The organism is Frigoribacterium sp. VKM Ac-1396, from assembly GCF_015350895.1.
Lineage (GTDB): Bacteria > Actinomycetota > Actinomycetes > Actinomycetales > Microbacteriaceae > Frigoribacterium.
On sequence record NZ_JADKSD010000001.1, the window covers coordinates 1 to 24838 of the forward strand.

The 24838-nt window shown below is 71.1% G+C and carries 22 protein-coding genes and 1 pseudogene; 22 read left to right on the forward strand and 1 reads right to left on the reverse strand.

Features of this window, described 5'->3' with window-relative positions; translation table 11 throughout:
* The first annotated feature begins 853 nt into the window (after nucleotides 1–853).
* The 22 genes and pseudogenes from ITJ55_RS00005 to ITJ55_RS00110 all read left to right on the forward strand — a co-directional run bounded on the left by ITJ55_RS00005 (nucleotide 854) and on the right by ITJ55_RS00110 (nucleotide 24239).
* Entirely contained in the window at nucleotides 854–1822 is a 969-nt protein-coding gene (locus tag ITJ55_RS00005) for a hypothetical protein (protein ID WP_194593564.1), read from the forward strand.
* On the forward strand, nucleotides 1761–2819 hold the full coding sequence (locus ITJ55_RS00010) for an HAD-IIA family hydrolase (protein WP_194593565.1): 1059 nt from the start codon (nucleotides 1761–1763) through the stop codon (nucleotides 2817–2819). The genes ITJ55_RS00005 and ITJ55_RS00010 overlap by 62 nt, the downstream gene beginning before the upstream one ends.
* A gap of 96 nt (nucleotides 2820–2915) precedes the next feature.
* The gene (locus tag ITJ55_RS00015) at nucleotides 2916–3155 is read left to right on the forward strand and encodes a hypothetical protein (protein WP_194594790.1); all 240 of its coding nucleotides are present in this window, start codon (nucleotides 2916–2918) and stop codon (nucleotides 3153–3155) included.
* Nucleotides 3152–3967 carry a TlyA family RNA methyltransferase gene (locus tag ITJ55_RS00020; RefSeq protein WP_194593566.1) on the forward strand — a complete coding sequence of 272 codons (816 nt, stop codon included), beginning with the start codon at nucleotides 3152–3154 and terminating at the stop codon, nucleotides 3965–3967. The genes ITJ55_RS00015 and ITJ55_RS00020 overlap by 4 nt, the downstream gene beginning before the upstream one ends.
* A complete protein-coding gene (locus ITJ55_RS00025; RefSeq protein WP_194593567.1) occupies nucleotides 3931–4920 on the forward strand; it encodes an NAD kinase in 990 nt (329 codons plus the stop codon). Before ITJ55_RS00020 ends, ITJ55_RS00025 begins: the two co-directional genes overlap by 37 nt.
* A complete protein-coding gene (recN, locus tag ITJ55_RS00030) occupies nucleotides 4917–6638 on the forward strand; it encodes a DNA repair protein RecN (RefSeq protein ID WP_194593568.1) in 1722 nt (573 codons plus the stop codon). The genes ITJ55_RS00025 and recN overlap by 4 nt, the downstream gene beginning before the upstream one ends.
* Nucleotides 6639–6689: 51 nt before the next feature.
* On the forward strand, nucleotides 6690–8408 hold the full coding sequence (locus ITJ55_RS00035; RefSeq protein ID WP_194594660.1) for a CTP synthase: 1719 nt from the start codon (nucleotides 6690–6692) through the stop codon (nucleotides 8406–8408).
* Nucleotides 8405–9031 (forward strand): NUDIX hydrolase, encoded by a 627-nt coding sequence (locus ITJ55_RS00040; protein WP_194593569.1) that lies wholly within the window; start codon nucleotides 8405–8407, stop codon nucleotides 9029–9031. Before ITJ55_RS00035 ends, ITJ55_RS00040 begins: the two co-directional genes overlap by 4 nt.
* Nucleotides 9032–9080: 49 nt before the next feature.
* On the forward strand, nucleotides 9081–9995 hold the full coding sequence (gene xerD, locus ITJ55_RS00045; protein ID WP_194593570.1) for a site-specific tyrosine recombinase XerD: 915 nt from the start codon (nucleotides 9081–9083) through the stop codon (nucleotides 9993–9995).
* Nucleotides 9996–10158: 163 nt separating this feature from the next.
* Nucleotides 10159–11058, forward strand: coding sequence for a ParA family protein (locus ITJ55_RS00050; protein ID WP_056258563.1), 900 nt, complete (start codon nucleotides 10159–10161; stop codon nucleotides 11056–11058).
* On the forward strand, nucleotides 11042–11896 hold the full coding sequence (locus tag ITJ55_RS00055) for a ScpA family protein (protein ID WP_370543936.1): 855 nt from the start codon (nucleotides 11042–11044) through the stop codon (nucleotides 11894–11896). Before ITJ55_RS00050 ends, ITJ55_RS00055 begins: the two co-directional genes overlap by 17 nt.
* Complete coding sequence (scpB, locus tag ITJ55_RS00060; protein WP_194593571.1) at nucleotides 11886–12560, forward strand: SMC-Scp complex subunit ScpB; 675 nt, start codon at nucleotides 11886–11888, stop codon at nucleotides 12558–12560. The genes ITJ55_RS00055 and scpB overlap by 11 nt, the downstream gene beginning before the upstream one ends.
* Nucleotides 12550–13338: pseudogene (locus ITJ55_RS00065) on the forward strand (pseudouridine synthase); the annotation flags it as partial. The gene scpB and the pseudogene ITJ55_RS00065, both read left to right, overlap by 11 nt.
* 1538 nt (nucleotides 13339–14876) lie before the next feature.
* Nucleotides 14877–15974 carry a prephenate dehydrogenase gene (locus ITJ55_RS00070; protein ID WP_056258802.1) on the forward strand — a complete coding sequence of 366 codons (1098 nt, stop codon included), beginning with the start codon at nucleotides 14877–14879 and terminating at the stop codon, nucleotides 15972–15974.
* Entirely contained in the window at nucleotides 15971–16828 is an 858-nt protein-coding gene (cmk, locus tag ITJ55_RS00075) for a (d)CMP kinase (RefSeq protein ID WP_194593572.1), read from the forward strand. Before ITJ55_RS00070 ends, cmk begins: the two co-directional genes overlap by 4 nt.
* Before the next feature lie 71 nt (nucleotides 16829–16899).
* Complete coding sequence (gene der / locus ITJ55_RS00080; RefSeq protein ID WP_370544058.1) at nucleotides 16900–18348, forward strand: ribosome biogenesis GTPase Der; 1449 nt, start codon at nucleotides 16900–16902, stop codon at nucleotides 18346–18348.
* Between the two features lie 143 nt (nucleotides 18349–18491).
* The gene (locus ITJ55_RS00085) at nucleotides 18492–18800 is read left to right on the forward strand and encodes a hypothetical protein (RefSeq protein ID WP_194593574.1); all 309 of its coding nucleotides are present in this window, start codon (nucleotides 18492–18494) and stop codon (nucleotides 18798–18800) included.
* Nucleotides 18797–20593 (forward strand): hypothetical protein, encoded by a 1797-nt coding sequence (locus ITJ55_RS00090; RefSeq protein ID WP_194593575.1) that lies wholly within the window; start codon nucleotides 18797–18799, stop codon nucleotides 20591–20593. The genes ITJ55_RS00085 and ITJ55_RS00090 overlap by 4 nt, the downstream gene beginning before the upstream one ends.
* 271 nt (nucleotides 20594–20864) lie before the next feature.
* Nucleotides 20865–21113, forward strand: coding sequence for a hypothetical protein (locus tag ITJ55_RS00095; RefSeq protein WP_194593576.1), 249 nt, complete (start codon nucleotides 20865–20867; stop codon nucleotides 21111–21113).
* Nucleotides 21114–21166: 53 nt separating this feature from the next.
* On the forward strand, nucleotides 21167–21733 hold the full coding sequence (locus ITJ55_RS00100) for a hypothetical protein (protein WP_370543937.1): 567 nt from the start codon (nucleotides 21167–21169) through the stop codon (nucleotides 21731–21733).
* Between the two features lie 149 nt (nucleotides 21734–21882).
* Nucleotides 21883–22326 carry a MarR family winged helix-turn-helix transcriptional regulator gene (locus ITJ55_RS00105; protein ID WP_194593577.1) on the forward strand — a complete coding sequence of 148 codons (444 nt, stop codon included), beginning with the start codon at nucleotides 21883–21885 and terminating at the stop codon, nucleotides 22324–22326.
* Between the two features lie 380 nt (nucleotides 22327–22706).
* Complete coding sequence (locus ITJ55_RS00110) at nucleotides 22707–24239, forward strand: MATE family efflux transporter (RefSeq protein ID WP_194593578.1); 1533 nt, start codon at nucleotides 22707–22709, stop codon at nucleotides 24237–24239.
* Nucleotides 24240–24361: 122 nt separating this feature from the next.
* Here ITJ55_RS00110 and ITJ55_RS00115 read toward each other — a convergent pair whose 3' ends face one another.
* On the reverse strand, nucleotides 24362–24814 hold the full coding sequence (locus tag ITJ55_RS00115) for a helix-turn-helix domain-containing protein (RefSeq protein WP_194593579.1): 453 nt from the start codon (nucleotides 24812–24814) through the stop codon (nucleotides 24362–24364).
* Nucleotides 24815–24838 lie beyond the last annotated feature (24 nt).

A 24838-nucleotide genomic window follows, 5' to 3' on the forward strand; every position in this document is an offset into this window, starting at 1 on the left:
CTAAGACTCTCAGCGCCGATGGTACTGCAAGGGGGACCTTGTGGGAGAGTAGGACACCGCCGGACTCCTTTTAGTGCAAAAGCACAAGCAACACCAGAAAAGCCGCCCCAGTGGGGCGGCTTTTCTGCGTTACGGGACGATGTCTCGAGTGGCCGAGTCGCGCCTCCTGCGGGCTGCGACCACTTTGGTAGAGTCGCCCTTTCACAACTCGACAGCTGGCAGAGAACAACAGAGGAGCACTTCGGTGACTGATCGCGACGACGACGACCGCAAGGACGGCCCGCGCCGCCCCTCCTCGGGCTCTGGCAACGGGGGAGCGGGTCGCAGTGGCGACCGCCCCTCGTACGGTGACCGTGGTCGCGGCTCGGCTGATCGGCCCTCAGGAGCCAGGCCTCCCCGGGGGGATCGCCCCATGGGGGAACGCCCTACCGGTGGGCGTCCTGCCGGTGGGCGACCGAGCGGGGATCGTCCGCAGCGTGGCGAGCGTCCGTCCTACGGTGACCGTCCTCAGCGGGGTGAGCGACCGTCGTCGAGTGATCGTCCTCAGCGGGCTGAGCGTCCGTCCTACGGTGACCGTCCTCAGCGGGGTGAGCGACCGTCGTCGAGTGATCGTCCGCAGCGTGGGGAGCGGCTGTCGTACGGTGACCGGCCCCAGCGCGGTGACCGCCCGTCGTACGGAGACCGTCCGCAGCGGGGCGGCCGGCCCGGTGGTGACGACCGTCGTGGTGCTGCGCCTCGTGCCGGCTCGACCGGGCGGGGTGACCGACGGGATGGCTGGAAGCCTCGTGAGACCCCCGAAGATCGCGACCCGTTCGGCATCAAGTCCGTGCGTCCCGTCCAAGAGGTCGCGCACGTGCCCGACGACGTCGAGCCCCGCGATCTCGACAAGGTGGCGCGCGGCGAGCTGAAGACCCTCAGCAAGGAGAACGCCGACTGGGTGGCCAAGCACCTCGTGATGGCCGGCCGACTGATCGACGAAGACCCCGCCGAGGCCCACAAGCACGCGCTCTCGGCCGGTCGCCGTGCTGGTCGCATCTCGGTCGTCCGCGAAACCATCGCCATCACCGCCTATCAGGTGGGGGACTACGCCCTGACCCTTCGCGAGCTGCGCACCTACCGGCGCATCTCGGGACGCGACGACCAGCTGCCTCTGATGGTCGACAGCGAGCGCGGTCTCGGTCGCCCCGAACGGGCGCTCGAACTCGGTCGGTCGGTCGACGTGTCCACGCTCGACGCGCAGGTCCGGGTCTCGCTGGCGATCGCGATGTCGGGTGCCCGTCTCGACCTCGGTCAGCCCCAGGCGGCTCTCGGCGAACTCGAGATCCCGCAACTCGACCGGACCAAGGCGTTCAGCTACAGTCCGGCGCTGTTCGCGGCGTACGGCACCGTGCTCGAGGACCTCGGCCGACCCGACGAAGGCGAGAAGTGGCTCGAACTGGCCGATCGTGCCGAGGACGCCCTGGCCGCGCTCGAGCACGGTGGTGCCGACGGCGAGACCGTCGAGATCGTCGAGGAGGAGATCGAGGTCGACGCGGTCGACGAGCGATCGGTCAGCCTCGACGAGGTCGACGACGACGGCGGATTCGACGAGGCCGATGAGGTCGACGAGACCGATGAGGTCACCGCGATCGACGAGGTCGGCGAGGCCGACGAGGTCACCGAGGTCGGCGAGGTCGACGAGACCTCCGATGCCGGAGCCGCGGACGTGACCTCGGCCGTCGATGACCGCGAGATGCCTGACCACGAGGACGACCAGAACGATGAGACTGCCGATCCCGAGACGACCACGCGGGACGACGGCGCCGACGAGCACCGTGGCTGACGGCCGGACCCCCCTCGACGGCGTCGACACCGTCCTCGCGGACCTCGACGGCGTCGTCTACCGTGGTCGGCACGCCGTCGACCATGCCGTCGAGAGCCTGACCGACGTCGCGACGACCCGTCGGGTGGGCTACATCACCAACAACGCGTCGCGCACGGCCGAGGCCGTCGCGGCCCAGCTGTCGGGCTACGGGCTCGAGGTGGGCGCGGACGACGTGGTGACGTCCCCGCAGGCCGCGGTGCGCCTCCTGGCCGACGCCGTCCCGGCGGGTTCGACCGTCCTCGTCGTCGGTGGGGAGGGGCTGACGTCGGTGCTCGAGGCCGAAGGGTTCGTCGTGACCCGATCGGCCGACGACTCCCCGGCGGCCGTCGTGCAAGGTTTCAGCCCCGACGTCGGGTGGGCGCAGCTCGCCGAGGCGTCGTACGCGTTGCACACGGGCATCCCCTGGATCGCGACGAACACCGACTGGACCATCCCGCAAGAGCGCGGCATCGCGCCGGGCAACGGGACGCTCGTGTCGGCGGTGCACACCGCCGTGGGGCGCCTGCCCGTGACGGCCGGCAAGCCCGAGACGCCGATCTTCGCGGCGGCCGTCGAACGCTTCGGGGCGACGAAGGCCGCCTTCATCGGCGACCGGCTCGACACCGACATCGTCGGCGCGAACGCGGCGGGACTGACCTCGATCCTGGTTCTCACCGGCATCGACGGCGCGAAGCAGGTCCTCGCGGCCGACGCGAAGTCGCGCCCCGACTTCATCGTCGGTGATCTCCGCGAGCTGTCGCAGCCCTACCCCGAGACGGTCGAGCACGACGAGGAGGACGTCCACGTCGTGACCGTCCGTGCCGCGAGCGTCGCCGTCCGCGGTCACGTGGTGCGCGTCCTGTCCGCGGGAGGCGACCCCGTCGACCTCCTGCGCGCCGGCGCCGTCGCCGTGTGGGGGACCGGCAAGGCGATCTACGGCCTCGACGTCGACCCTGCGCTGCACGCCGACGGCTGACCGCCCGCCCAGCCGGGCTGCCTGCCTGCCGTCCTGTTCGCGGCGGCCCTCCGCCCGTCTCGAGCGTCATGGGCGGCGGCTAGTCTGGACGGCACCATGAGCGACGACCACCACGACGAGACCGCCCCCGACGGCACGCCCTCCGGCTTCACGCGGCGGGGCGCAGTGCCCGACGCCGACGAGCCTCAGGAGGCGCGGGCCGGCTGGTCCGACCGGGTGGCCGAAATCGAGTCCCTGCCCTTGGAATCCCGGGCCGCGGCGTTCGGCGGCGTCCACGACGAACTCCGCGCCGTGCTCGAGGGCACGACGGACGACTCCGGTCGGGGCGGTCGATGACGTCGACCGAGGCCGCAGGCGAACGACTCGACTCGGTGCTGGCCCGGCGTGGCCTCGCGCGGTCGCGGACGCACGCCGCACGACTGCTGTCGGACGGCCTCGTGACGGTGAACGGCGTCGGCGTCGTCAAGGCGTCGGCCCGGGTCGCCGAGTCGGACGACGTCGCCGTCGCCGGTCTCGACCACTACGTGAGTCGGGCGGCGCACAAGCTGATCGGCGCCCTCGACGCGTTCGGCGTCGACCCGACCGGGCGGACGGCCCTCGACGTCGGCGCGTCCACCGGCGGCTTCACCCAGGTGCTCCTCGAGCGTGGGGCCGTGCACGTGATCGCCCTCGACGTCGGCCACGGCCAGCTGGCCAACCCCGTCCGCTTCGACCCGCGCGTCACGATCGTCGAGGGCGAGAACGCGAGGTACCTGACGGCCGAGCGGTTCGCGCAGGTGACGACCCGCGCCTCCTCGGTGTCGCTCGTCGTCGCCGACGTCTCGTTCATCTCGTTGACCATGGTGTTGCCCGCGCTCGTGGCGACCGTGGGTGTGGAGAACGACTTCGTGCTGTTGGTCAAGCCGCAGTTCGAGGCGGGGCGACAGGGCGTGCGCGAGGGCCTCGTTCTCGATCCGGCACTGCGGAACGAGGCCGTCACCGGCGTCTTGTGGGCCGCTCACGACCTGGGCCTCGGCACGGCCGGACTCATCTCGTCCCCCATCGTCGGCGGCTCGGGCAACCGCGAGTACTGTGTGCACTTCTCGGCCTCGGCCGGGTCGAATCCGACAGAATGGCTCAGCACCGCCGACAGCTTGACGAGAGGGTGAACGACATCTCCCCGACACGACACATCCTGGTGGTCTCGCACACGGGGCGACCGGACTCGATCGACGCGGCTCTCGCGGTCTGCGGGCTGCTGGGCGACGCCGGCGTCGTGCCGGTGCTGCCGCGCGACGAGTGGGACGACATCCGCCGGGCCGAACCGACGGCCGCCATCGACGACGTCGAGATCCTCTTCGACGGAGTCGCCTGCGACGACCTCGAGTGCGTCATCGTGCTGGGCGGCGACGGCACGATCCTGCGGGCGGCCGAGCTGATCCGTGGCACCCGGGCGCCCATCGTCGGCGTCAACCTCGGGCACGTGGGGTTCCTGGCCGAGAGCGAGCGCGACGAGATGGCCGACACCGTGGCCCGCGTGCTCGCGGCCGACTACGAGGTCGAGGAGCGCTTCGCGCTCGACGTCAAGGTGACCAACGGCGACGAGGTCGTCTACGAGACCTGGGCGATGAACGAGGCCACGGTCGAGAAGGCCTCACGCGAACGCATGCTCGAGGTCGTCATCGAGGTCGACGGTCGGCCCCTGTCGTCGTTCGGGTGCGACGGCGTCGTGATGTCGACCCCGACCGGCTCGACGGCGTACTCGTTCTCGGCCGGCGGGCCCGTGGTCTGGCCCGCGGTGCAGGCCCTTCTGCTCGTGCCGCTCAGCGCCCACGCCCTCTTCGCGCGCCCGCTCGTGGTCGGCCCCGACTCGGTGCTCGCCGTCGAGGTGCTCAGCCGCACCGACGCGCGCGGCATCCTCTGGTGCGACGGCCGGCGCGAGCACGACCTGCCGCCGGGGGCCCGGGTCGAGTGCAGTCGCTCCGACCAGCCCGTCCGCCTGGCCCGCCTCCGGACCGGCCCCTTCACCGACCGCCTCGTGGCCAAGTTCCAGCTGCCCGTCACCGGGTGGCGCGGCCCGGCCCGCGTCGAGGCCGAACCGACCGCCGAGGGCACGCGATGATCGAAGAGATCTCGATCCGCGACCTGGGCGTCATCGGTCGCGCGACGCTGCCCCTGGGGCCCGGCTTCACCGCCGTGACGGGCGAGACCGGTGCGGGCAAGACCATGGTCGTCTCGGCGCTCGGCCTGCTGCTCGGTCAGCGAGCCGAGAGCGGGGTCGTCCGGTCGGGCAGCCCCCAGGCCGTCGTCGACGGCCGGTGGCTCGTCCCCGCCGAGGGCGCCATCGTCGAACGCGTCCGCGACGCGGGCGGGGACGTCGACGACGGTGAGCTCTTCCTCAGTCGCGTCGTGTCGGCCGAAGGGCGCAGCCGCGCCGTCGTCGGTGGTCGCACGGCACCGGTCGGCGTGCTCGGCGACCTCGCCGACCACCTCGTCGTCGTGCACGGCCAGTCCGAGCAGATCCGGCTCAAGTCCGCCGCCGCGCAGCGGGCCGCCGTCGACGCGCACGGTGGTGCGGCCCTCGCCGAGGCGGCCGGGCACTACCGCAGCGCCTACGACGCCTGGCTGGCCGCCCGCGCCGAGCTCGACGAGATCACCCGCGACCGTGACGCCCGACGCGCCGAGGCCGAGACGTTGCGGGCCGCGATCGACGAGATCGAGGGCCTCGCCCCCGTCGCAGGCGAACTCGACGAGCTCGACGCCGCGGCCGAACGCCTGAGCAACGCCGAAGACCTCCGCCTGGCGGCCGGCCTCGCCCACGAGGTCCTCTCCACCGACGCCGTCGACGGGACCCGTGACGTGGCGTCCCTCGTCGAAGAGGCACGGCGTCAGATCGAACGCGTGGCGCCCCACGACCCCGCGCTGGCCCCCATCGCCGACCTGCTGGCCGAGGTCAGCGTGCAGGTCGGCGAGTCCGCGTCCCGCCTCTCGAGCTACCTCGGCACCCTCGACGCCGACGTCGCGGTCGAGCTCGAGTCGGTGCAGACGCGCCGTGCCGACCTGGCCGGGCTCGTCCGCAAATACGGCCCCACCCTCGACGACGTCATCCGGCTGCTCGACGACGGCAGCCGCCGCCTGGTCGAGCTCGACGGCGACGACGACCGGCTCGCGCACCTCGACGACGACGTGGCCGAGCTGCGGGCCGAGGCCGAGCGGCGCGCGGGCGTCCTCGGCGAGCTGCGCCGCGCCTCCGGGGCCGACCTGTCGACCCGGGTCAGCGCCGAGCTGAGCGCCCTCGCGATGACGGGTGCCGAGATCGTCGTCGAGGTGACCCCCCGCGACGAGCTGGGCACGAGCGGCGGCGACGTCGTGTCGCTGCTGCTGCGCCCGCACCCGGGCAGCGAGCCGCGGCCACTCGGCAAGGGGGCCTCGGGCGGTGAGCTCTCCCGCGTCATGCTCGCGCTCGAGGTCGTCATGGCCGGCTCGAGCGACGTGCCGACCTTCGTCTTCGACGAGGTCGACGCCGGCGTGGGCGGGTCGGCCGCGATCGAGATCGGTCGTCGACTGGCGGCGCTCGCCGAGCGGGCGCAGGTCATCGTCGTGACGCACCTGGCCCAGGTCGCCGCGTTCGCCACCAACCACCTCCGCGTCGTCAAGGACGCGTCGGGCGAGGTCACGGCCAGCAGCGTGCACCAGCTCGAGGGCGACGAGCGCGTGGCCGAGATGGCCCGCCTGCTCTCGGGGCTGCCCGACAGCTCGAGCGGGCTCGAGCACGCTCGCGAACTGCTCGAGCTCGCCTCGGCGGCCCGTCGCCCGGCCACGGCCGACACACGTTCGTAACAGGCGTGGTCTGTCGCAACCGTCCGGTGTGACATAGGATGGAATCCCGTGGTGAACGTTGAGAACTCGGGTCCAGATGCCAGCACGACGAAGCACATCTTCGTCACCGGAGGCGTCGTCTCCTCCCTCGGAAAAGGCCTGACGGCCGCCAGCCTGGGCAATCTGCTCACGGCCCGCGGGCTGCGGGTCGTCATGCAGAAGCTCGATCCGTACCTGAACGTCGATCCGGGCACGATGAACCCGTTCCAGCACGGCGAGGTGTTCGTCACCGACGACGGTGCCGAGACCGACCTCGACATCGGGCACTACGAGCGCTTCCTCGACATCGACCTCGGTCAGTCGGCGAACGTCACGACCGGTCAGATCTACTCGACCGTCATCGCGAAGGAGCGTCGCGGCGAGTACCTCGGCGACACCGTCCAGGTCATCCCGCACATCACCGACGAGATCAAGCGGCGCATGCGCCAGCAGGCCGACGACGACCCGAAGCCCGACGTGATCATCACCGAGGTCGGCGGCACCGTGGGTGACATCGAGAGCCAGCCGTTCATCGAGGCGGCGCGCCAGGTGCGTCACGAACTCGGCCGCAAGAACGTGTTCTTCGTCCACGTCTCGCTCGTGCCCTACATGGGTGCCTCGGGTGAGCAGAAGACCAAGCCGACGCAGCACAGCGTCGCCGCCCTGCGCTCGATCGGCATCCAGCCCGACGCGCTCGTGCTGCGCAGCGACCGTCCGGTCAGCGAGAGCAACAAGAAGAAGATCGCCCTGATGTGCGACGTCGACGAGGACGCCGTGGTCAACGCGAAAGACGTCGCGAGCATCTACGACATCCCCGCGATGCTCAACGACCAAGGGCTCGACGCGTACATCATCGACCACCTCGGCCTCGGCGAGAAGGCCGGCGAGGTCGACTGGTCGGGTTGGCAGCCGGTGCTGACGGCGGTCCACGAGCCCAAGCACGAGGTCACGATCGGCCTGGTCGGCAAGTACATCGACCTGCCCGACGCGTACCTCTCGGTCACCGAGGCGCTCAAGGCCGGCGGCTTCGCGCACCAGACCAAGGTGTCGCTGACCTGGATCCCCTCCGACGACTGCGAGACGCCCGACGGCGCGGCCAAGGCGCTGCGCGACGTCGACGGCATCTGCGTGCCCGGTGGCTTCGGCATCCGCGGCATCGAGGGCAAGCTCGGTGCGCTGCGGTACGCCCGCGAGAACGGTCTGCCGGCGCTCGGACTCTGCCTGGGGCTGCAGTGCATGGTCATCGAGTACGCGCGCAACGAGGCGGGCCTGACCGGCGCCTCCTCGTCCGAGTTCGACCCCGACACCGAGTACGCCGTCGTCGCGACCATGGCCGAGCAGGTCGACATCATCGCCGACGGCGACCTGGGCGGCACCATGCGCCTCGGCCTCTACCCGGCCGCGCTGACCCCGGGCTCGCTCGCTGCCGACCTGTACGGCTCCGAGCTGGTCTCCGAGCGCCACCGTCACCGTTACGAGGTCTCGAACCAGTACCGCCAGCAGATCGCCGACGCGGGCCTGCGGTTCTCGGGCACCTCGCCCGACGGCACGCTCGTCGAGTACGTCGAGCTCGACCGCGCCGTGCACCCGTTCTACATCGGCACGCAGGCCCACCCCGAGCTGCGGTCGCGTCCGAACGACGCGCACCCGCTGTTCGCCGGGCTCGTCGCCGCGTCGCTCGAGCGCCACGACGCGAGCAAGCTGTTCGCCGACGAGGCCGACGAGGCCGACGCCGTCGAGGTCGTCGCGTGACCGACGCGGCCGCCACCGGCCCGGCCGCCACGGGCCCCGCCGCCACGGGTGCGACGGCTGGTGGGCCGGCGCCGCTCGCCGACGAACCCGCGTCGCCCACGGTCACGACGAGCGAGGTGGTGTTCGAGGGCGCCGTCTGGAACGTCAAGCGTGACACCGTCGACTACAACGGCAAGCCGATGGTGCGCGAGTACGTCGCGCACACCGGTGCCGTGGCCGTGCTGGCCGTCGACGACGAGCAGCGCGTGCTCGTGATCCAGCAGTACCGTCACCCGATCCGCACCCGCGACTGGGAGCTGCCCGCCGGCCTGCTCGACGCCGAGGGCGAGAGCAAGCTCGACGCCGCGAAGCGCGAGCTCGCCGAAGAGGCCGATCTGCAGGCGACGACCTGGGACGAACTCGTGTCGTTCCACACCACCCCCGGCGGCAACGACGAGATGGTGACGGTCTTCCGGGCCACCGGCGTCAGCGCCACCTCTGACGCCTTCGAGCGCAGCGACGAAGAGGCCGACATCGAGAAGCGCTGGGTCTCGCTCGACGAGATCGTCGACGGCGTTCTCGCGGGGCGACTGCACAACTCGATCCTCAGCATCGCGGCGCTCGCCGCGGTCGCCTCCCGCTGACGAGCGCGTCGGCCCCTCGCGGCGGCGCGCGTCGCCGTAGCCTGACGTCGTGACGATCGAGGAGGCGCTGGACCGCTACCTGAGGCACGTCTCGGTCGAGCGCGGCCTCAGCCCGAACACGACCGCGGCCTACCGCCGCGACCTGGTCCTCTGGCGGGCGCACCTGGCCGAGGCCGGGCGACGCACCCTCGACGAGGTCGAGCCCGCCGACGTCGCGACGTTCCCGGCGGCGCTGGCGACCCGCGCCGAGAAGCCGCTGGGCGCCTCCTCGGTGGCCCGTGTTCTGTCGTCGGTGCGGGGCTTCCACCGCTTCGCCCTCGAGGAGGGGCTGGTCGCGGTGGACGTGGCGGGCACCACCCGGCCGCCCAAGCTGCCGAGCCGCCTGCCGAAGGCGATCTCGGTGGGTCAGGTCGAGGCGCTGCTGGCCGCGACCGACGGAGACGAGCCGACGCGGCTGCGCGACAAGGCGCTGCTCGAGTTGCTCTACGCGACGGGCGCGCGGGTGAGCGAGGCCGTGTCGCTCAACGTCGACGACGTCATCGAGGGCGACGTCGTGCGCCTCTTCGGCAAGGGCTCCAAGCAACGCGTCGTCCCCCTCGGCAGCTACGCGCGCCGGGCGCTCGACGCGTACCTGGTGCGGGCCCGGCCGGTGTTCTCCCCGCGGGGTGAGGCGTCTCCCGCGCTCTTCCTCGGCACGCGCGGGGCCAGGGTGTCGCGGCAGAACGCCTGGCTGATCATCCAGGCGGCCGCCGAGCGGGCCCAGCTCGGAATCGAGGTGTCGCCGCACACGCTGCGGCACTCGTTCGCGACCCACCTGCTCGAGGGCGGAGCCGACGTCCGCGTCGTGCAAGAGCTGCTCGGGCACTCGTCGGTGGCGACGACGCAGATCTACACGCTGGTGACGGCGGATGCGCTGAGGGACGTCTACTCGACGGCCCACCCGCGGGCGCGCTGGGCGTCGTGACCCGACGCCGACCGTGTGCCGACCGCGTGCCCCGACCCGGTGCCGACTGCGAGCCGACCCGGCGCTGACCAGGCAAAACCCTCAAGCAAGGCATGAGGCTTCCTGGTGACGGGCCGGGCGCGGCAGCCCGTCGTCGACGGAGGTCGCCGGTACTCTCGTACCCGTGAGCACCAAGCCGACCTCGAGCACCCCCGCCCTCTTCGAGAGCGCTCCGGCGACCGTCCCCGCCAACGGCCCGACCGGGCGTCCGCGCACCGAGTTCCCGACTCCCGCGCCCCTGTCGAGCCACGGCCCGGCCCGCATCATCACCCTCTGCAACCAGAAGGGCGGCGTCGGCAAGACCACCACGACCATCAACCTCGGCGCCTCGTTCGCCGAGTACGGCCGTCGCGTGCTGGCCATCGACTTCGACCCGCAGGGCGCCCTCACCGCGGGCCTCGGCGTGCAGTCGCACGACCAGGCCACGGTCTACGACCTCATGATCGGTGCCGTGAAAGACGCCCACGACGTCATCGTGCCGACGCGGGTCGAGAACCTCGACGTCATGCCGGCCAACATCGACCTCTCGGCGGCCGAGGTGCACCTCGTCAACGAGGTCGCGCGCGAACAGATCCTCGCCCGCATCCTGCGCCAGGTCAGCGACGAGTACGACGTCGTCCTGATCGACTGCCAGCCCTCGCTCGGGCTGCTGACCGTCAACGCCCTCACCGCCGCGCACGGCGTGCTGATCCCGCTCGAGTGCGAGTTCTTCGCGCTGCGCGGCGTCGCCCTGCTCGTCGAGACGATCGAGAAGGTGCGCGACCGACTCAACCCGGCGATCACGCTCGACGGCATCCTGCCGACGATGTTCGACTCGCGCACCCTGCACAGCCGCGAGGTGCTCGAGCGCGTCGTCGAGGCGTTCGACGACCAGGTGCTCGAGACGGTCATCGGCCGCACGGTCAAGTTCCCCGACGCCTCGGTCGCGGGCACCCCGATCACGAAGTTCGCCCCCGAGCACCCGGCGGCGCAGGCCTACCGCCAGCTGGCCCGAGAGCTAATCGCGCGTGGTGCCGCGGCCTGATCCGGCGACCGCCGAGGTCGGCGCCGACGAGACCGCCCTCGCGGGTCCCGAGGCCTCGCCCGCGTTCGAGGTGCGGCTCGACAACTTCAGCGGGCCGTTCGACCTGTTGCTCTCGCTGATCACCAAGCGCGAGATGGACATCACCGAGGTCGCGCTCAGCGCCGTGACCGACGAGTTCCTGTCGTTCCTCCGCCGCATCGACACCGACGAGAACCTCGACCAGGCCAGCGAGTTCATCGTCGTCGCCGCCACGCTGCTCGACCTCAAGGTCGCGGGGCTGCTGCCGCAGGGCGAGCTCGTCGACGCCGAGGACGTCGCCCTGCTCGAGGCGCGCGACCTGCTCTTCGCCCGCCTGCTGCAGTACCGCGCGTTCAAACAGGCGGCCGAGTGGTTCGCCCGACACGGTGCCGCCGAGGCGGCCCGGCACGCGCGATCGGTGCGACTCGAGCAGAAGTACCGTGTCACCGCACCCGAGCTCGTCTGGACGCTGTCGCCCGACGACTTCGCCGCCCTCGCCACGCTGGCGCTCACGCCGCGCGAGATCCCCACGGTCGGCCTCGACCACCTGCACGCCCCGCTGGTGAGCATCCGCGAACAGGCCGCGATCGTCGTGTCGCTGCTGCGCCGTGGTGGCGTCGTCACGTTCCGCGAGCTCGTCGCCGACGTCGACGAGAAGGGCGTCGTCGTCGCCCGGTTCCTCGCGCTGCTCGAGCTGTACCGACACGCGTCCATCTCGTTCGAGCAGGTCGAGCCGCTCGGCGAGCTCAGCGTCCGCTGGGTCGCCGACACCTGGACCGAAGAGAACCTCGCGGCGCTGGGGGCCGACTATGAGGGGTGACGCGACTCGCGCCTCCTCGTCCGGGGCCCGGTCCACGACCGGGGGTTCGGCATCGACCGAGGGCTCGGCATCGACAGAGGGCTCGGCAGCGGCCGCGCCCGAGGGAGGCCCCGCGGCCCCGATCGCGCGCCAGCTCGAGGCCCTGCTGATGGTGGCGGACGAGCCACAGCCGCTCGTCGAGCTGGCCACGGCCGTCGGCGCCCCGGTCGCCGCCGTGCGTCAGGCGATCGCGACGCTCGTGGCCGACTTCGACGGCGTCGACGGCACGGTGCGGCGTGGTTTCGAGCTGCGCGAGGTCGGCGGCGGCTGGCGGTTCTACGTCCGAGACGAGCACGATCCGGTCGTGCGCGATTTCGTGCTGACGCAGAACCCGACGAAACTGTCACAAGCGGCTCTCGAGACGCTGGCGGTCATCGCCTACAAGCAACCCATCACCCGCAGCAGCATCGCCCAGATCCGGGCGGTCAACGTCGACTCGGTCGTCCGTACGCTGCTGGGACGCGGCCTGATCACGGAGTCCTCCACCGACCCCGAGACAGGCGCCATCAACTACGAAACGACAGGCCTCCTCTTGACCCATCTCGGCATCAACTCGCTCGATGAGCTCCCGCTCATCTCGCCCCTGCTCTCGGACGGCCAGGGGGGTTTCGACGATGTCGCGTAACTCCTCCTCGTCGTCGTCCGCCGACGACTCCGAGCTGGCCTCGGGCGAGCGCCTCCAGAAGGTCATGGCCGCCGCGGGCGTCGCCTCGCGTCGCGTGAGCGAAGACATGATCGCCGCCGGACGCGTCACGGTGAACGGCAAGGTCGTCACCGAGCCCGGCCGCCGCATCGACCCGACGACCGACAAGATCGTCGTCGACGGCAGCGCTGTTCAGCTCGACGCCACGCGCCGTTACGTCATGCTGAACAAGCCGGTCGGCATCGTGAGCACCCTGAGCGACGAGAACGGTCGCCCCGACCTGCGTCAGTTCACCGAGCAGTACGAAGAGCGCCTCTTCAACGTGGGCCGCCTCGACGTCGAGACGAGCGGCCTGCTCGTGCTGACGAACGACGGCGAGCTCGCGCACGTGCTCGCGCACCCGTCGTTCGGCGTCACCAAGACCTACATCGCCAAGGTGAAGGGCGTCGTCACGCCCGCCGTGCTCAACGAGCTGACGACGGGCGTCGAACTCGACGACGGCCCGATCGCGGCCGACAAGGCGACGCTCGTGGCGGGTGGCGCGGGCCTCTCGCGCTCGACCGACTCGTCGCTCATCGAGATCACCCTGCACTCGGGGCGCAACCGCATCGTGCGCCGCATGCTCGAGGCCGTCGGCCACCCGGTCATCGACCTCGTCCGTCGCTCGTTCGGCCCGCTGCACCTCGGCACGCTCAAGGTCGGTCACATGCGGTCGCTGACCAAGGTCGAACTCGGCGCGATCCTCACGATCTCGCGCGACGCCACGTCGGCCTCGACGGTCGACGCCGCCCCGATCACCGAGAGCCCCGACGCCCCCGTCGACGAGGCCGACGTCGTCGAGCTGGCGCTCGCCGACGACGAGGTCGAGAAGGACTACTACGACGAGGACGACGAAGAGTACGACCCCGCGACCGACGCACGCGCCGAGCGCCGCCGCGCCGCGGCCCGCGACCAAGCCGAGTCGACCTCGCGCCGTGCGCAGGTGCGCCGAGAGCAGGAGGCGCGGCGCGGCCAGCGCGACGAGCGTCCGACCCGAGAGGGGTACCAGGGCAACCGGCACGACGGGCGCGGCGGTGACGAGCGCCCGGTCCGCGGGTACCAGGGCACCAACGACGACGGCCGCGGACGCGAGGGGCGACCGGCTCGCACCGGCTACCACGGCAGCGACGAGCGTCCGGCTCGAGGCGGCTACCAGGGCCGTGACGACCGCGGCGAGTCCCGTGGCTACCAGGGGCGCAACGACGACGGTCGTGGTGCGTCGCGTGGTGGCTACCAGGGCCGTGACGACCGTGGCGAGTCCCGTGGGTACCAGGGTCGCAACGACGACGGTCGGGGGGCGTCTCGTGGTGGCTACCAGGGCCGCAACGACGACGGGCGGGGACGCGACGAGCGTCCGGTCCGTGGTGGGTACCAGGGGCGCGCCGACCGGGGTGCGTCACGTGGCGGGTACCAGGGTCGCGACGATCGCGACGGCTCGCGGGGTGGCTACCAAGGTCGGAACGACGACGGGCGCGGGCGCGACGATCGCGGTGGCTTCGTGTCTCGCGACGACCGTGGAGCTCGTGGCGGGTTCGTGTCTCGTGACGACCGTGCCCCGCGGGGTGGCGGTGACCGTCCGCTGAGCCCGGGCGAAGAGCGTGCGGCGGGTTACCCGAACCGCGACGCGAACCGTGACCCCCGCACCGGACGCCCCTCGGGCATCCGTGCCGGTGGCAAGGCGACGAACCGGGGCTGGGTCGACCGCAGCGCCGAGCGCGGCGAGGACGAACGGGGCGGTCGCGACGACCGCCGTGCCACCGGCGGCGGGTACCAGGGCGGGCGTGACTCGCGCGACGACCGTGGTGGTTCGCGCGGGGGGTACCAGGGCCGCGACGACCGGGGTGGACGTGACGACCGTGGTGCTTCGCGGGGCGGGTACCAGGGCCGGGACGACCGTGGCGGCCGTGAGGACTCGCGCGGGGGCTACCAGGGTCGCGACGACCGGGGCGGCTCGCGCAGCGGCGGCCACCAGGGCCGCGAGCAGCGCGACGACCGTGGTGGTTCGCGAGGCGGACCCGCTCGCGGTCCGCGTGACGATCGAGGCGGTCGCGACGACCGCAGCGGCCGTGACGACCGCGGCGGTGACCGTCCGTACCGTGGCCGACCCGACTCCGGGGGACGTGGTCCTCGAGGGGGCGGGCGGTCGTGACCGACGCGCACCGCGCCTCCTCGGCTGAGGGCGCGACTCCGGTCGACGTGACGGGCGCCGGCGTGGCGGGCGTCGGCGCGGCCGTCGCCGGCGGTTCGCCGGCCGACGCCCTGTCGGCCGGCAGCCGGCGGCTGGTGGGCCAGGTGCGCATCGTCGGATCAGGGCTGCTCGGGGCCAGCATCGGCCTGAGACTGCGGCAGCACGGCGTGGACGTGATCCTCGACGACGTCTCGCCGGCTGCGCGCAGCCTCGCGGTGGACTACGGCGCCGGCCGACCTCCGGCCGAGGGCGACGCCCCCGTGCTCGTGGTCGTGGCCGTGCCTCCCGACGTGACCAGCGACATCGTCGCCCGTGAGCTCGAGGCCTGGCCCGAGGCGCTCGTCACGGACGTCGCGTCGGTCAAGGTCGCCCCGCTCGCCGAACTGCGCGCGCGCGGCGCCGACGTGTCGCGCTACATCGGGTCGCACCCGATGGCCGGCCGCGAACGCGGGGGAGCCGTCTCGGCGCGCGCCGACCTCTTCGTCGGTCGCCCCTGGGTGATCGCCGGGCACGACGACATCAGCTACCGACGGGCGGCAGCCGTCGAAGACCTCGCGCTCGACCTCGGGGCGACCCCGATCGAGATGACCCCCGAAGAACACGACGCCGGCGTCGCCCTCGTGAGCCACGCCCCGCAAGTCGTCGCCTCGCTCATGGCGACCCGTTTGCGCGACGCGCCCGACGCCTCCCTCGGCCTCGCGGGCCAGGGCGTCCGCGACGTCACGCGCATCGCGAGCAGCGATCCGGCGCTCTGGACCCAGATCCTCGGGGCGAACGCCTCGCGCGTGGCCGCCGTGCTGCGCGAGCTGCGGGCCGACCTCGACCGTGTCGTCGTCGCCCTCGAGGCCCCCGACGCCCCCGGCAGCCGCCGGGCCGTGGCCGAGAGCATCGGCGCCGGCAACGGTGGCGTCGCCCGGCTGCCCGGCAAGCACGGGCAACAGACCCAGTTCAGCTCGGTGATCGTCATGGTCGACGACACCCCCGGGCAGCTGGCCCGCCTGCTCACCGAGATCGGTGAGATCGGTGTCAACCTGGAAGACCTGCGGCTCGAGCACTCGCCGGGCGCGCAGGTAGGACTCGCGGAGGTATCGATCGTGCCCGAACAAGAAGACCGACTCGTGACCGAGCTCGAAGCCCGGGGCTGGACCGTCGCGGGGGCGTTCGCATGAGCGCCGACCGAGGCGCGGCCGGCGTCGAACCCACCGGCGTCGACCCGACCCAGATCGACCCGGCCGGCGTCGACCCGACCCAGGTCGACCCAGAGCGGGCGCCCGGTGAACACGGCGTCGGCGGCCCGGCCGGTGAGGCCCACGTCGAAGAACTGCGTGCCGAGACCGCCGACGCCGTGCACCGCCACGTCGTGGTGGCCGTCGACGGACCGGCCGGAAGCGGCAAGTCCAGCGTCAGCCGCGCCTCCGCCGTCGCGCTCGGCTTCGACTACCAGGACACGGGGGCGGCCTACCGCGCTTTCGCCCTGCACGCCCTCGACGACGCCGTCGACCTCGACGACGCGGACGCGATCATCGCTGCGCTGCCGTCGTTCCGGTACGCGATCGAGATCGACCCGGCCCGCGCCTCCTCGGTGACCGTCGGCGGTCGCGACGTGACCGACGAGATCCGGACCCCCCGCGTGACGACCGCGGTCAGCCACGTGGCCAAGGTGCCCGAGGTGCGACGGTTCATGGTCGACTTGTTCCGGCGCATCATCGCCTCGACCGACAGGCCGGGCATCGTGACCGAAGGGCGCGACATCACGACCGTGGTCGCACCGGATGCCCAGGTCAGAATCCTGTTGACCGCCAGCGAAGCGGCTAGGATGGCCAGGCGTTCGGCCGAGGTGACCGGGCAGAGTGCCGAAGAGACAGCTCGGCAGCTCTCGACCCGCGACCGGCTCGACAGCAAGGTCGTCGACTTCATGACCGCCGCACCCGGCGTCTCCACCGTCGACTCCACCTCACTCGACTTCGACCAGACCGTCCAGGCCGTGGTCGAGCTCGTGCGAGCGAGCACCCCCATTTCTTAGAGGAAGCCCCCATGGCAGACGACGACAAGTACCCCGAGCTCGACGAGCAGATGGTCGACCGCATCCAGGCGATGCCCGACGAGGACGCCGACCAGCGTGCCAGGGCCCTGCGCGCCGGCCTGTCCGACTACGACCTCGACGAGGGCGACATCGACGTCCTCGAGGGCGGCGAGTGGGACCCGAACGCGCTGACCTACGCCCCGGCCCTGCCGGTGCTGGCCATCGTCGGTCGACCGAACGTCGGCAAGAGCGCCATGGTCAACCGCATCCTCGGGAGGCGCGAGGCCGTCGTCGAGGACAAGCCCGGCGTGACGCGCGACCGCGTCTCGTACAAGGCAGAGTGGGGCGGACGTCGCTTCACGCTCGTCGACACCGGCGGGTGGGAGCCCGACGCGATCGGCATCGACCGCTCGGTCGCGATGCAGGCCGAGATCGCCGTCGACCTGGCCGACGCCGTGCTGTTCGTCGTCGACGTGAACGTCGGGGCGACCGCCACCGACGAAGCCGTCGTGCGCATGCTGCGGGCCTCGCACAAGCCGGTGATCCTGGTCGCGAACAAGAGCGACGACGCCCGCAAAGACCTCGAGGCCGCGTCGCTGTGGTCGCTCGGGCTCGGCGAGCCCTTCCCGGCGTCGGCCCTGCACGGCCGCAACGTGGCCGACCTGCTCGACCTCTGCATGACCAAGCTGCCCGCCGTGTCGACCGTGGCCAAGCAAGAGGTGGGTGGGCCGCGTCGCGTAGCCATCCTCGGTCGACCCAACGTCGGCAAGAGCTCGCTGCTCAACAAGGCCGCCGGTGAAGAGCGCGTCGTCGTCAACGAGCTGGCCGGCACGACCCGCGACCCCGTCGACGAGCAGGTCGAGATCGCCGGTCGGGTGTGGACGTTCGTCGACACCGCCGGCATCCGCAAGCGTGTCCACCTGCAGCAGGGTGCCGACTTCTACGCGTCGTTGCGCACGTCCGCCGCGCTCGAGAAGGCCGAGGTCGCGGTCGTCGTCATCGACGTCACCGAGCAGATCTCGACCCAAGACCTGCGCATCATCGACCTGGTGCTCGAGTCGGGCCGTGCGCTCGTGCTCGCGTTCAACAAGTGGGACCTCTTGGACGACGACCGTCGCCGCTACCTCGAGCGTGAGATCGAACAAGACCTCGACCACGTGTCGTGGGCGCCGCGGGTCAACATCTCGGCCCGCACCGGTCGTCACCTCGAGAAGCTCGTGCCCGCCCTCGAGCTGGCCCTCGAGTCGTGGGACACCCGCATCCCGACGGGCAAGTTCAACGCGTTGCTCGCCGAGCTCGTCGCCGAGCACCCGCACCCGTTGCGGTCGGGCAAGCAGCCGCGCATCCTCTTCGGAACGCAGGCCGCGAACCGTCCGCCGACCTTCGTGCTCTTCACGACCGGATTCCTCGACCCCCAGTACCGCCGGTTCATCACGCGGCGCCTGCGCGAGATCTTCGGCTTCGAGGGCACGCCGATCACGGTGAACATGCGCGTGCGCGAGAAGCGCAAGCGCCCGTAGGCACGGCACCCCCGGTCGTCTCGTCGACGACCTGTGAATTGAACGCCCGGTGTGGATCGTTTCCACACCGGGCGTTCTGCATTGCTAGGGTGGCTCCCATCGAACGCGATATGTCGATGTCGCATGACGGAGGGCGAGGGTGCATGGCAGATCTGGTGATGGACGAGCGGACGCTCACGTCCGTGGCGTGGCGGGTGTCGACGGCAGCGGTCGACGCCGTGGTCTCGGCGACGCTGGCGGCGGCGTCGGCGGCCGACATGGGGTCGCCAGGCGTGGCGGCCGTGCTCGACGAGGCGACCGGGCAGCTGGTCCGACGGGCCGAGTTGACCGTCGAGGCGATCCAGGCGGTGGGCGACTTCCCGACGACCTTCATGCTCGAATTCGCCGAGGTCGAGGCCCGGTTGGCTGCGGGCTTGCCCGTCGGCGACCTGGCCGGGGTGGGGTCCAGATGAGCCGCGGCGACGACCCGGGCCTCGGCTCGGTCGACAGCATCCGGCGGCTGGCGACGTCTCGGCGTGACGAAGTCGACGACCTCGAGGTGGCGTCGTACCGATTGACCGAGGCGGCGAGTTGGGGCACCGAGTGCTGGCAGGGGCTCTCGGGTGAGCAGTTCGTCGCGGCGGTGACCGATGCTGCGGCCGAGGTGTCCGCCGTCGCGCGAGGCCTCGAGAACCACGCGGCAGCACTCGAGGCGTACGCCACGGCGGTGTCGTTGATCCAAGGGTCGAAGCAGACCCTGGAGGCGCGGCGTGCGATGGCCGAGAAGACCGTCATGTCGACGGGGGCGACGCTGAAGACGATCATGCGCGAGGCGGCGGACGCCGCGCGTGACGACCTCCTCGGCATCGTCGACGAGTCGGAGTACCGGTCCGGAGAGCGGACGACGTTGCAGCGGCGCATCGACGACGCGCAGCTCGAGCTCGAGGTCGTGGCGGGGCTGTGGTCCGAGCTGGTCGAAGAGCGCGCGACCGTCGACCGTCGGTGCATCGCGGCGTTGCAGAGCCTCGAGGCGATGGGGGCGTTGCCCCAGGTCACCGAGGCGGCTCTCTCTGCGGGGTCGGCCGAGGGGCTGCTCGATCTGCTGGCAGGTCTGTCGGCGACCGAGCTGACGATGCTACTCGAGCGGCACCCCGAATTGGTCGACGAGGCGTTCCTCGCCGACCCCGCGAAGGTGCGGGCGTGGTGGGACGGCCTGGGAGCGCAGGGGGCACGGAACGCCGACGGACTGACGGCACTGCAGGTGGCTCTGGTGCGCGGGGCGCCGGCCATCATTGGGGCGATGGATGGACTGCCGCCGTCGGTGAGGATCGCGGCGAACGCGATCAACGCGGCACGACGCATCGCCGAGATCGACCGCTTGGTGGGCCCGCTCGAGCGGCGAGGATCGACGGGGGATGCCGAGCTGCTCGCGGCGTTGGCGCGCGAGCGGGCCTACCTGAAGGGCGCGGTGGCGCAGCCGCCGACGGTGCAGCTGTACCTGTTCGACCCGGCGAAGAGCCGCATCATCGAGATGATCGGTGAGTGGAACGACAAGACCAGGACGGTGCTGACCTACGTGCCAGGGACGCTGACGAACATGGATTCGTTCTACCGAGACCCCGAGACGGTCCAGCAGATGGCGCGGTGGCTGCAGGCGGAAGACCCGTACAAGTCGACGGTGGCGTTCATCTTCAAGGACGGCGTATTTCCCGGTGGGGCCGAGGGCCGCAAAGATCCCGCAGAATTCGTCGGGGCTTTTGCGCAGGCGAACGACCCCGACTTCGCGCGCAGGACGAGTAAGGCTCTATACGACTTTCAGCGGGGACTCGCCGTCGATCCGATCAGGTCGGAACCCGGATACCGTGACGTCGCCATCGGCCACAGCTGGGGGCTTGCGAACATCACGTCAGCCGAGGTGAGAGGGGCTGCTTATGACAAGGTCATCTCTCTCGCTGGCGCCGGGATGCCTGCCGAATGGATACCGCGAGCTGGTTCGACATACAGCGATTACAGCTACTGGGACTTCCTCCAGGCTGCTCAGCGCACGGGTGGTGTCTGGGGTGGCCGCAACCCGAACAGGTCAGATGCATTCGAATCACAGGGGTACTACCTGGGGCCCGACGACGTGGAGCTCGTTGACTCCGGGCTGGCCGTCGTCCCTCCATCGAGGCTCGACGACAACCATTCTCTCGTTGCCGAGACCGGAGTCGAGAACGATCAGATCCTCAACGACCTGTGGGAGGAACTCTACGGTCGTGACTCCTAAGCGAATGTCTCGTCTCATGACGCTGTCAGCGACGATCGTGCTGGCGCTAGCCGGCTGTTCTGCTCCACACTCAGACGAACGAGAGGGAAATCCCATGTCCGAAGGGGCGACCACGGTCGATCTGCCCGCACTCCGTGAGGGCATTCGAGCATCACAGCAATCGTTGGCGCAGTTCATACCCCCGAGCGAGACGTTGAGCGTGGAGGAGTCTCCAACGGGCGTCTTGCTGTCTTGTCCCGGAGGCATGTACCGGTGGACGGGGGTGACGACGGTGGAATACGTCACCGGTTTCGACGTCGATTCTTTGTATGGATCGATGGAGGAAGCTCTTGCCGACTCTTCGGACTTCACGACGGAACGGGAAGACAGCCGCCTGGGGGGCAACCGGCTGGTGATACGGGATGAGGCTGGAACGAGGTACACGATCCGTCTCGTGCCCCAGGCGTCAAAAGTGCAGATCGCTGCAAGCTCCTGGTGCTTCAAGCTCGAACCCGGGCAGTCGGACCATGGTCGGTTCTGAGGGCGGAGTAGGGCACCATTGGTGTTCGTGAGACGAGCGGACGGGGTGCGAGGGTGACGGGGGCTGGGCTGTGGCACCGCGCCTCCTCGGGGGCGGGGTTGTCGGCCGCGGCCGACCGGGTGTGGCAGCGGCTACAGCTCGACCGGCTTGCCGGCGGGCGACACTCGGGCTACGTCATCCACGAAGACATGCGGCAGCACCCTCGGACGGTCCGCAGCTTCGTCGGCATCCGGTGGCTGCTCTTCGGCGAGACCGTCGTCGGGCTCACCGCGATCTTCATCGCCGCCGTCCTCACCAGCCGCGGAGAACACGTGCCGTGGGCCGTGTGGTTCCGGTCCACCGTCGTCCTCTTCATCACGGCCTCGCTCTACGTCTTCGCCTGGCGGGCACAGCTCGGCTACTACTGGGCCTACTCACGCCTCCGCCTGTTCAGTCGCATCTTTCCGATCGTCACGCTGATCATCGCGACGATCCCCGGGCTCTACCCCGGGTGGATGGTCGTCGAACAGATCGTCTTCTCGCTGCTGATGATCGGCATCGGCGACCTGCTCACCAGCGACCACATGCGCGCGGCCTTCCCGCGGCCGGCCAAGCCCGGCGTCGCCGATGGTGCCGGCTGACAGACGATGCGAGCGGCTCGCGACGCCACGGGGTGCACACACGGCCATGCGATGTCGCGGGCACGTGCGTACTTCGTGGCGGGGTGGCCGGCACCCCTCAAGAGGTTCGAGGGTTGACAGTTTGATCTCTAACAGTTAGGTTTCTGATCATGAAGATCGAGGAGTACACGGAGACCACCACGCTCGGCCTGCTGCGCTGGGTCGGCTGGGCTCAGCGGAAGGCCGGCGAGGACTGGGTCACGAGTCGTGAGCTCAGCCCGGAACAGGCCTTCGTCCTCGGTTACCTGGTCAAGGCGCCCGGTGCCATCCAACGTGACATCGCCGCCATGACCCGTACGAGCGCCGCCAGCGTCTCGAGCCTCCTGCAGGGGCTCGAACGCCGCGGCCTCGTCGACCGCCGCACCCAGGACGGTGACGAACGACGCAAACGCGTCTACGCCACGCCTGCGGCCGCCGACCTCATCTCGGGATTCGACGACGCCATGATCGCGGCGGACGAGAGCATCCTCGCCCCCCTCGACCAGGCCGAACGCGACACCCTCCACGCCCTGCTGGCCACGATCACCTCCGCACTGCCCCGCCCCAGCCGCTAGGTCTCAGTCGTCGGCTCGCCCTGCGTGCGAGCGGGTCCGCCCCCGATCCCGCACCGCCAGGCACCTGAGCCACCGCGCACCCGAACCACCTCGCCAGCCGCTCCGCTTCATCGGGCTCGCCTGCCCGCATCCGTGCCCGGGCCAGCGGCCACCACGCCAGGAGGTGGGCACGGCGCCAGGAGAAAACCTGGCGCCGTGCCCATCGCCTGGCGGGGAAGCGACCCGGCCCGATCCTGCCTCGGGCCGAGTGCCGGGCTGCGGCGGCAGGACGGTGTCGCGCGCCGTCTCGGCTGGCCGACCCGCGCCTCCTGAACCCACCTCACCACTCGCCGTGCCGGCTCTCGTCGGCGCGCGCTCGAGCCTGCCCGGAAGGACACCTCATGAACGAGAACACCCCCGTCCCCGCCAACACGCCGGCACCCCCGAACACCCCGGCACCCACGAACACCCCCGCCCCCGCGGACGCTCCGGCACCCCGCCCTGCCCCGGCGCCCCCGAGCGCCCCGGTCGTCGGCAGCAACCGCTGGTACCTGTCCGCCGCACCCATCGTCCGAGCCCTCGTGCACCTCTGCGTGCCGATGGCCGCCGCGATGATCGTCGGTGCGATCTACAACGTCATCAACGCGGGGTTCATCGGGTCGCAGCACGACACCTCGTTGTTTGCGGCGATCACGCTCGGCACTCCGCTGCTCGGTCTCGTCATGGCCGTCGGCGGCGTGTTCGGCGTCGGGGGAGGCGCGCTGATCTCGCGGCACCTCGGCGCGGCCGAACACGACCCCGGCGAAGCGGCCCGCATCAAGAACGTGTCGTCGTTCGCGCTGTGGGGTGCGGTCGTCAGCGGCGCCGTCATCGGGGCCGCGGGCCTGGTGCTGCTGCCGGCAGTGGTCGAGCTGCTGGGCGCGGACTCCGCCGCCGTGCCTGCGACGAGCACCTACGTCGGGGTCATGTTCGCGTTCGTGCCCGTCCTGGCCGGCGCGTTCTGCCTCGAGCAGATCGTGCGGGCCGAGGGCGCCGCGCGTCAGGCGATGATCGGGCTCGTGCTGTCGACCGTCGCGAACGTGGTCTTCGACGTCGTGTTCATCCTGGTGCTGCACTGGGGAGTCGCCGGTGCAGCCCTCGGCACGGGGCTCGCCAACGCCGTGACCATCGCCTACTTCGTCACTTGGCTGCAGCGCAACAGCGAGCACGTCAGCCTGTCACCGCGGTGGTTCACCCTGTCGCCGTCGGTGCTCAAGCCCGTGTTCGGCGTCGGGTCGGGGGAGCTGATCCAGTCGGCGTTCCTCATCGTGACGACGCTCGTGCTGAACAACCTCGCAGCGGCCTACGGCGACAGCGCGCTCGCCGCCATGGGTATCGCGGTCCGCATCGCCCAGGTGCCCGAGTTCCTCGTGATGGGTGTCACGATCGGCGTGCTGCCTCTGCTCGCCTACTCGTTCGGCAAGGGTGACCGCGCCCGCTTCGGTTCGGCGCTCCGGGCGTCGGCCGTGACGGTCGGCGGCATCGTGACGGTCTTCTCGACGACGGTGTTCGTCTTCCGCGATCAGGTGTTCTCCGCCTTCTCGGGTGACGGGTCGGTGCTCGCGATCGGCGTGACCATCCTCACGGCGCAGCTCGTGGCGACCGTCGTGAACGGCTTCACCGGGCTCATCACGTCGGTGTTCCAGGCGACCGGAAAGGCGCTGCCCGCCATCGTGCTGTCGATGGCGCAGGGCGTGCTGTTCGTCCCGATCGTGTTCGCGGGGAACTCCTGGTTCGGGCTGGGCGGCGTCGTGTGGGCCCTGACCGTGACCGAGGTGCTCGTGTTCGTCGTCGGGCTCGGCATGTGGCTCGCTTCGCGGGCCGCGATCGCGCGTGGGTTGGCCGAGGGCAGCGACGAGCGAGCCGAGGCCGTGCTGGAGGGTGCGGCAGCCTGAGGCTCGTGGTGCGATGAACCCCGTTTCGAACGATGAACCCGGCCGGAACGGGGTTCATCGTTCGAACGGGGTTCATCGAGCAGGCGGGCGGGCGCGCGGCACGAGCCTTCAGGAGGCGCGGCTCAGTCGCATGCGCGCGGCGCCATCTCGACGTCGGCGGGCTCGACCACGTGCCCGTCGCCCGTGACGAACGCGACCCGCACGGGTTCGCCCGACGCGGCGACGCTGAACCGGCGTGCGGCGCCGTCGGGGTGCGGATCGTGCTCGTCGCCCCAGACGGCGAGGGCGGCCAGCACGGGGGCGAGGTCGCGGCCGGCATCGGTCAGCAGGTACTCGACGCGCTCTCGGGCCCCGTTCTCTCGGTAGGTGGACCGCTCGAGCACGCCCGCAGCGACCAGCGAGTCGAGCCGCGTGGTCAGCACGTCGGGCGACAGGCCGAGCCGCGCCCGGAACTGCGAGAAGCGCGTGTGCCCGAGCAGCGCCTCGCGCACGACGAGCAGCGCCCAGCGCTCGCCGAGCAGGTCGAGGCTGCGCGCGATGCCGCAGCGTGGGTCGAGGGGTCCACGGGAGGCCATGCGGACACCCTACCTCGGTGGGCT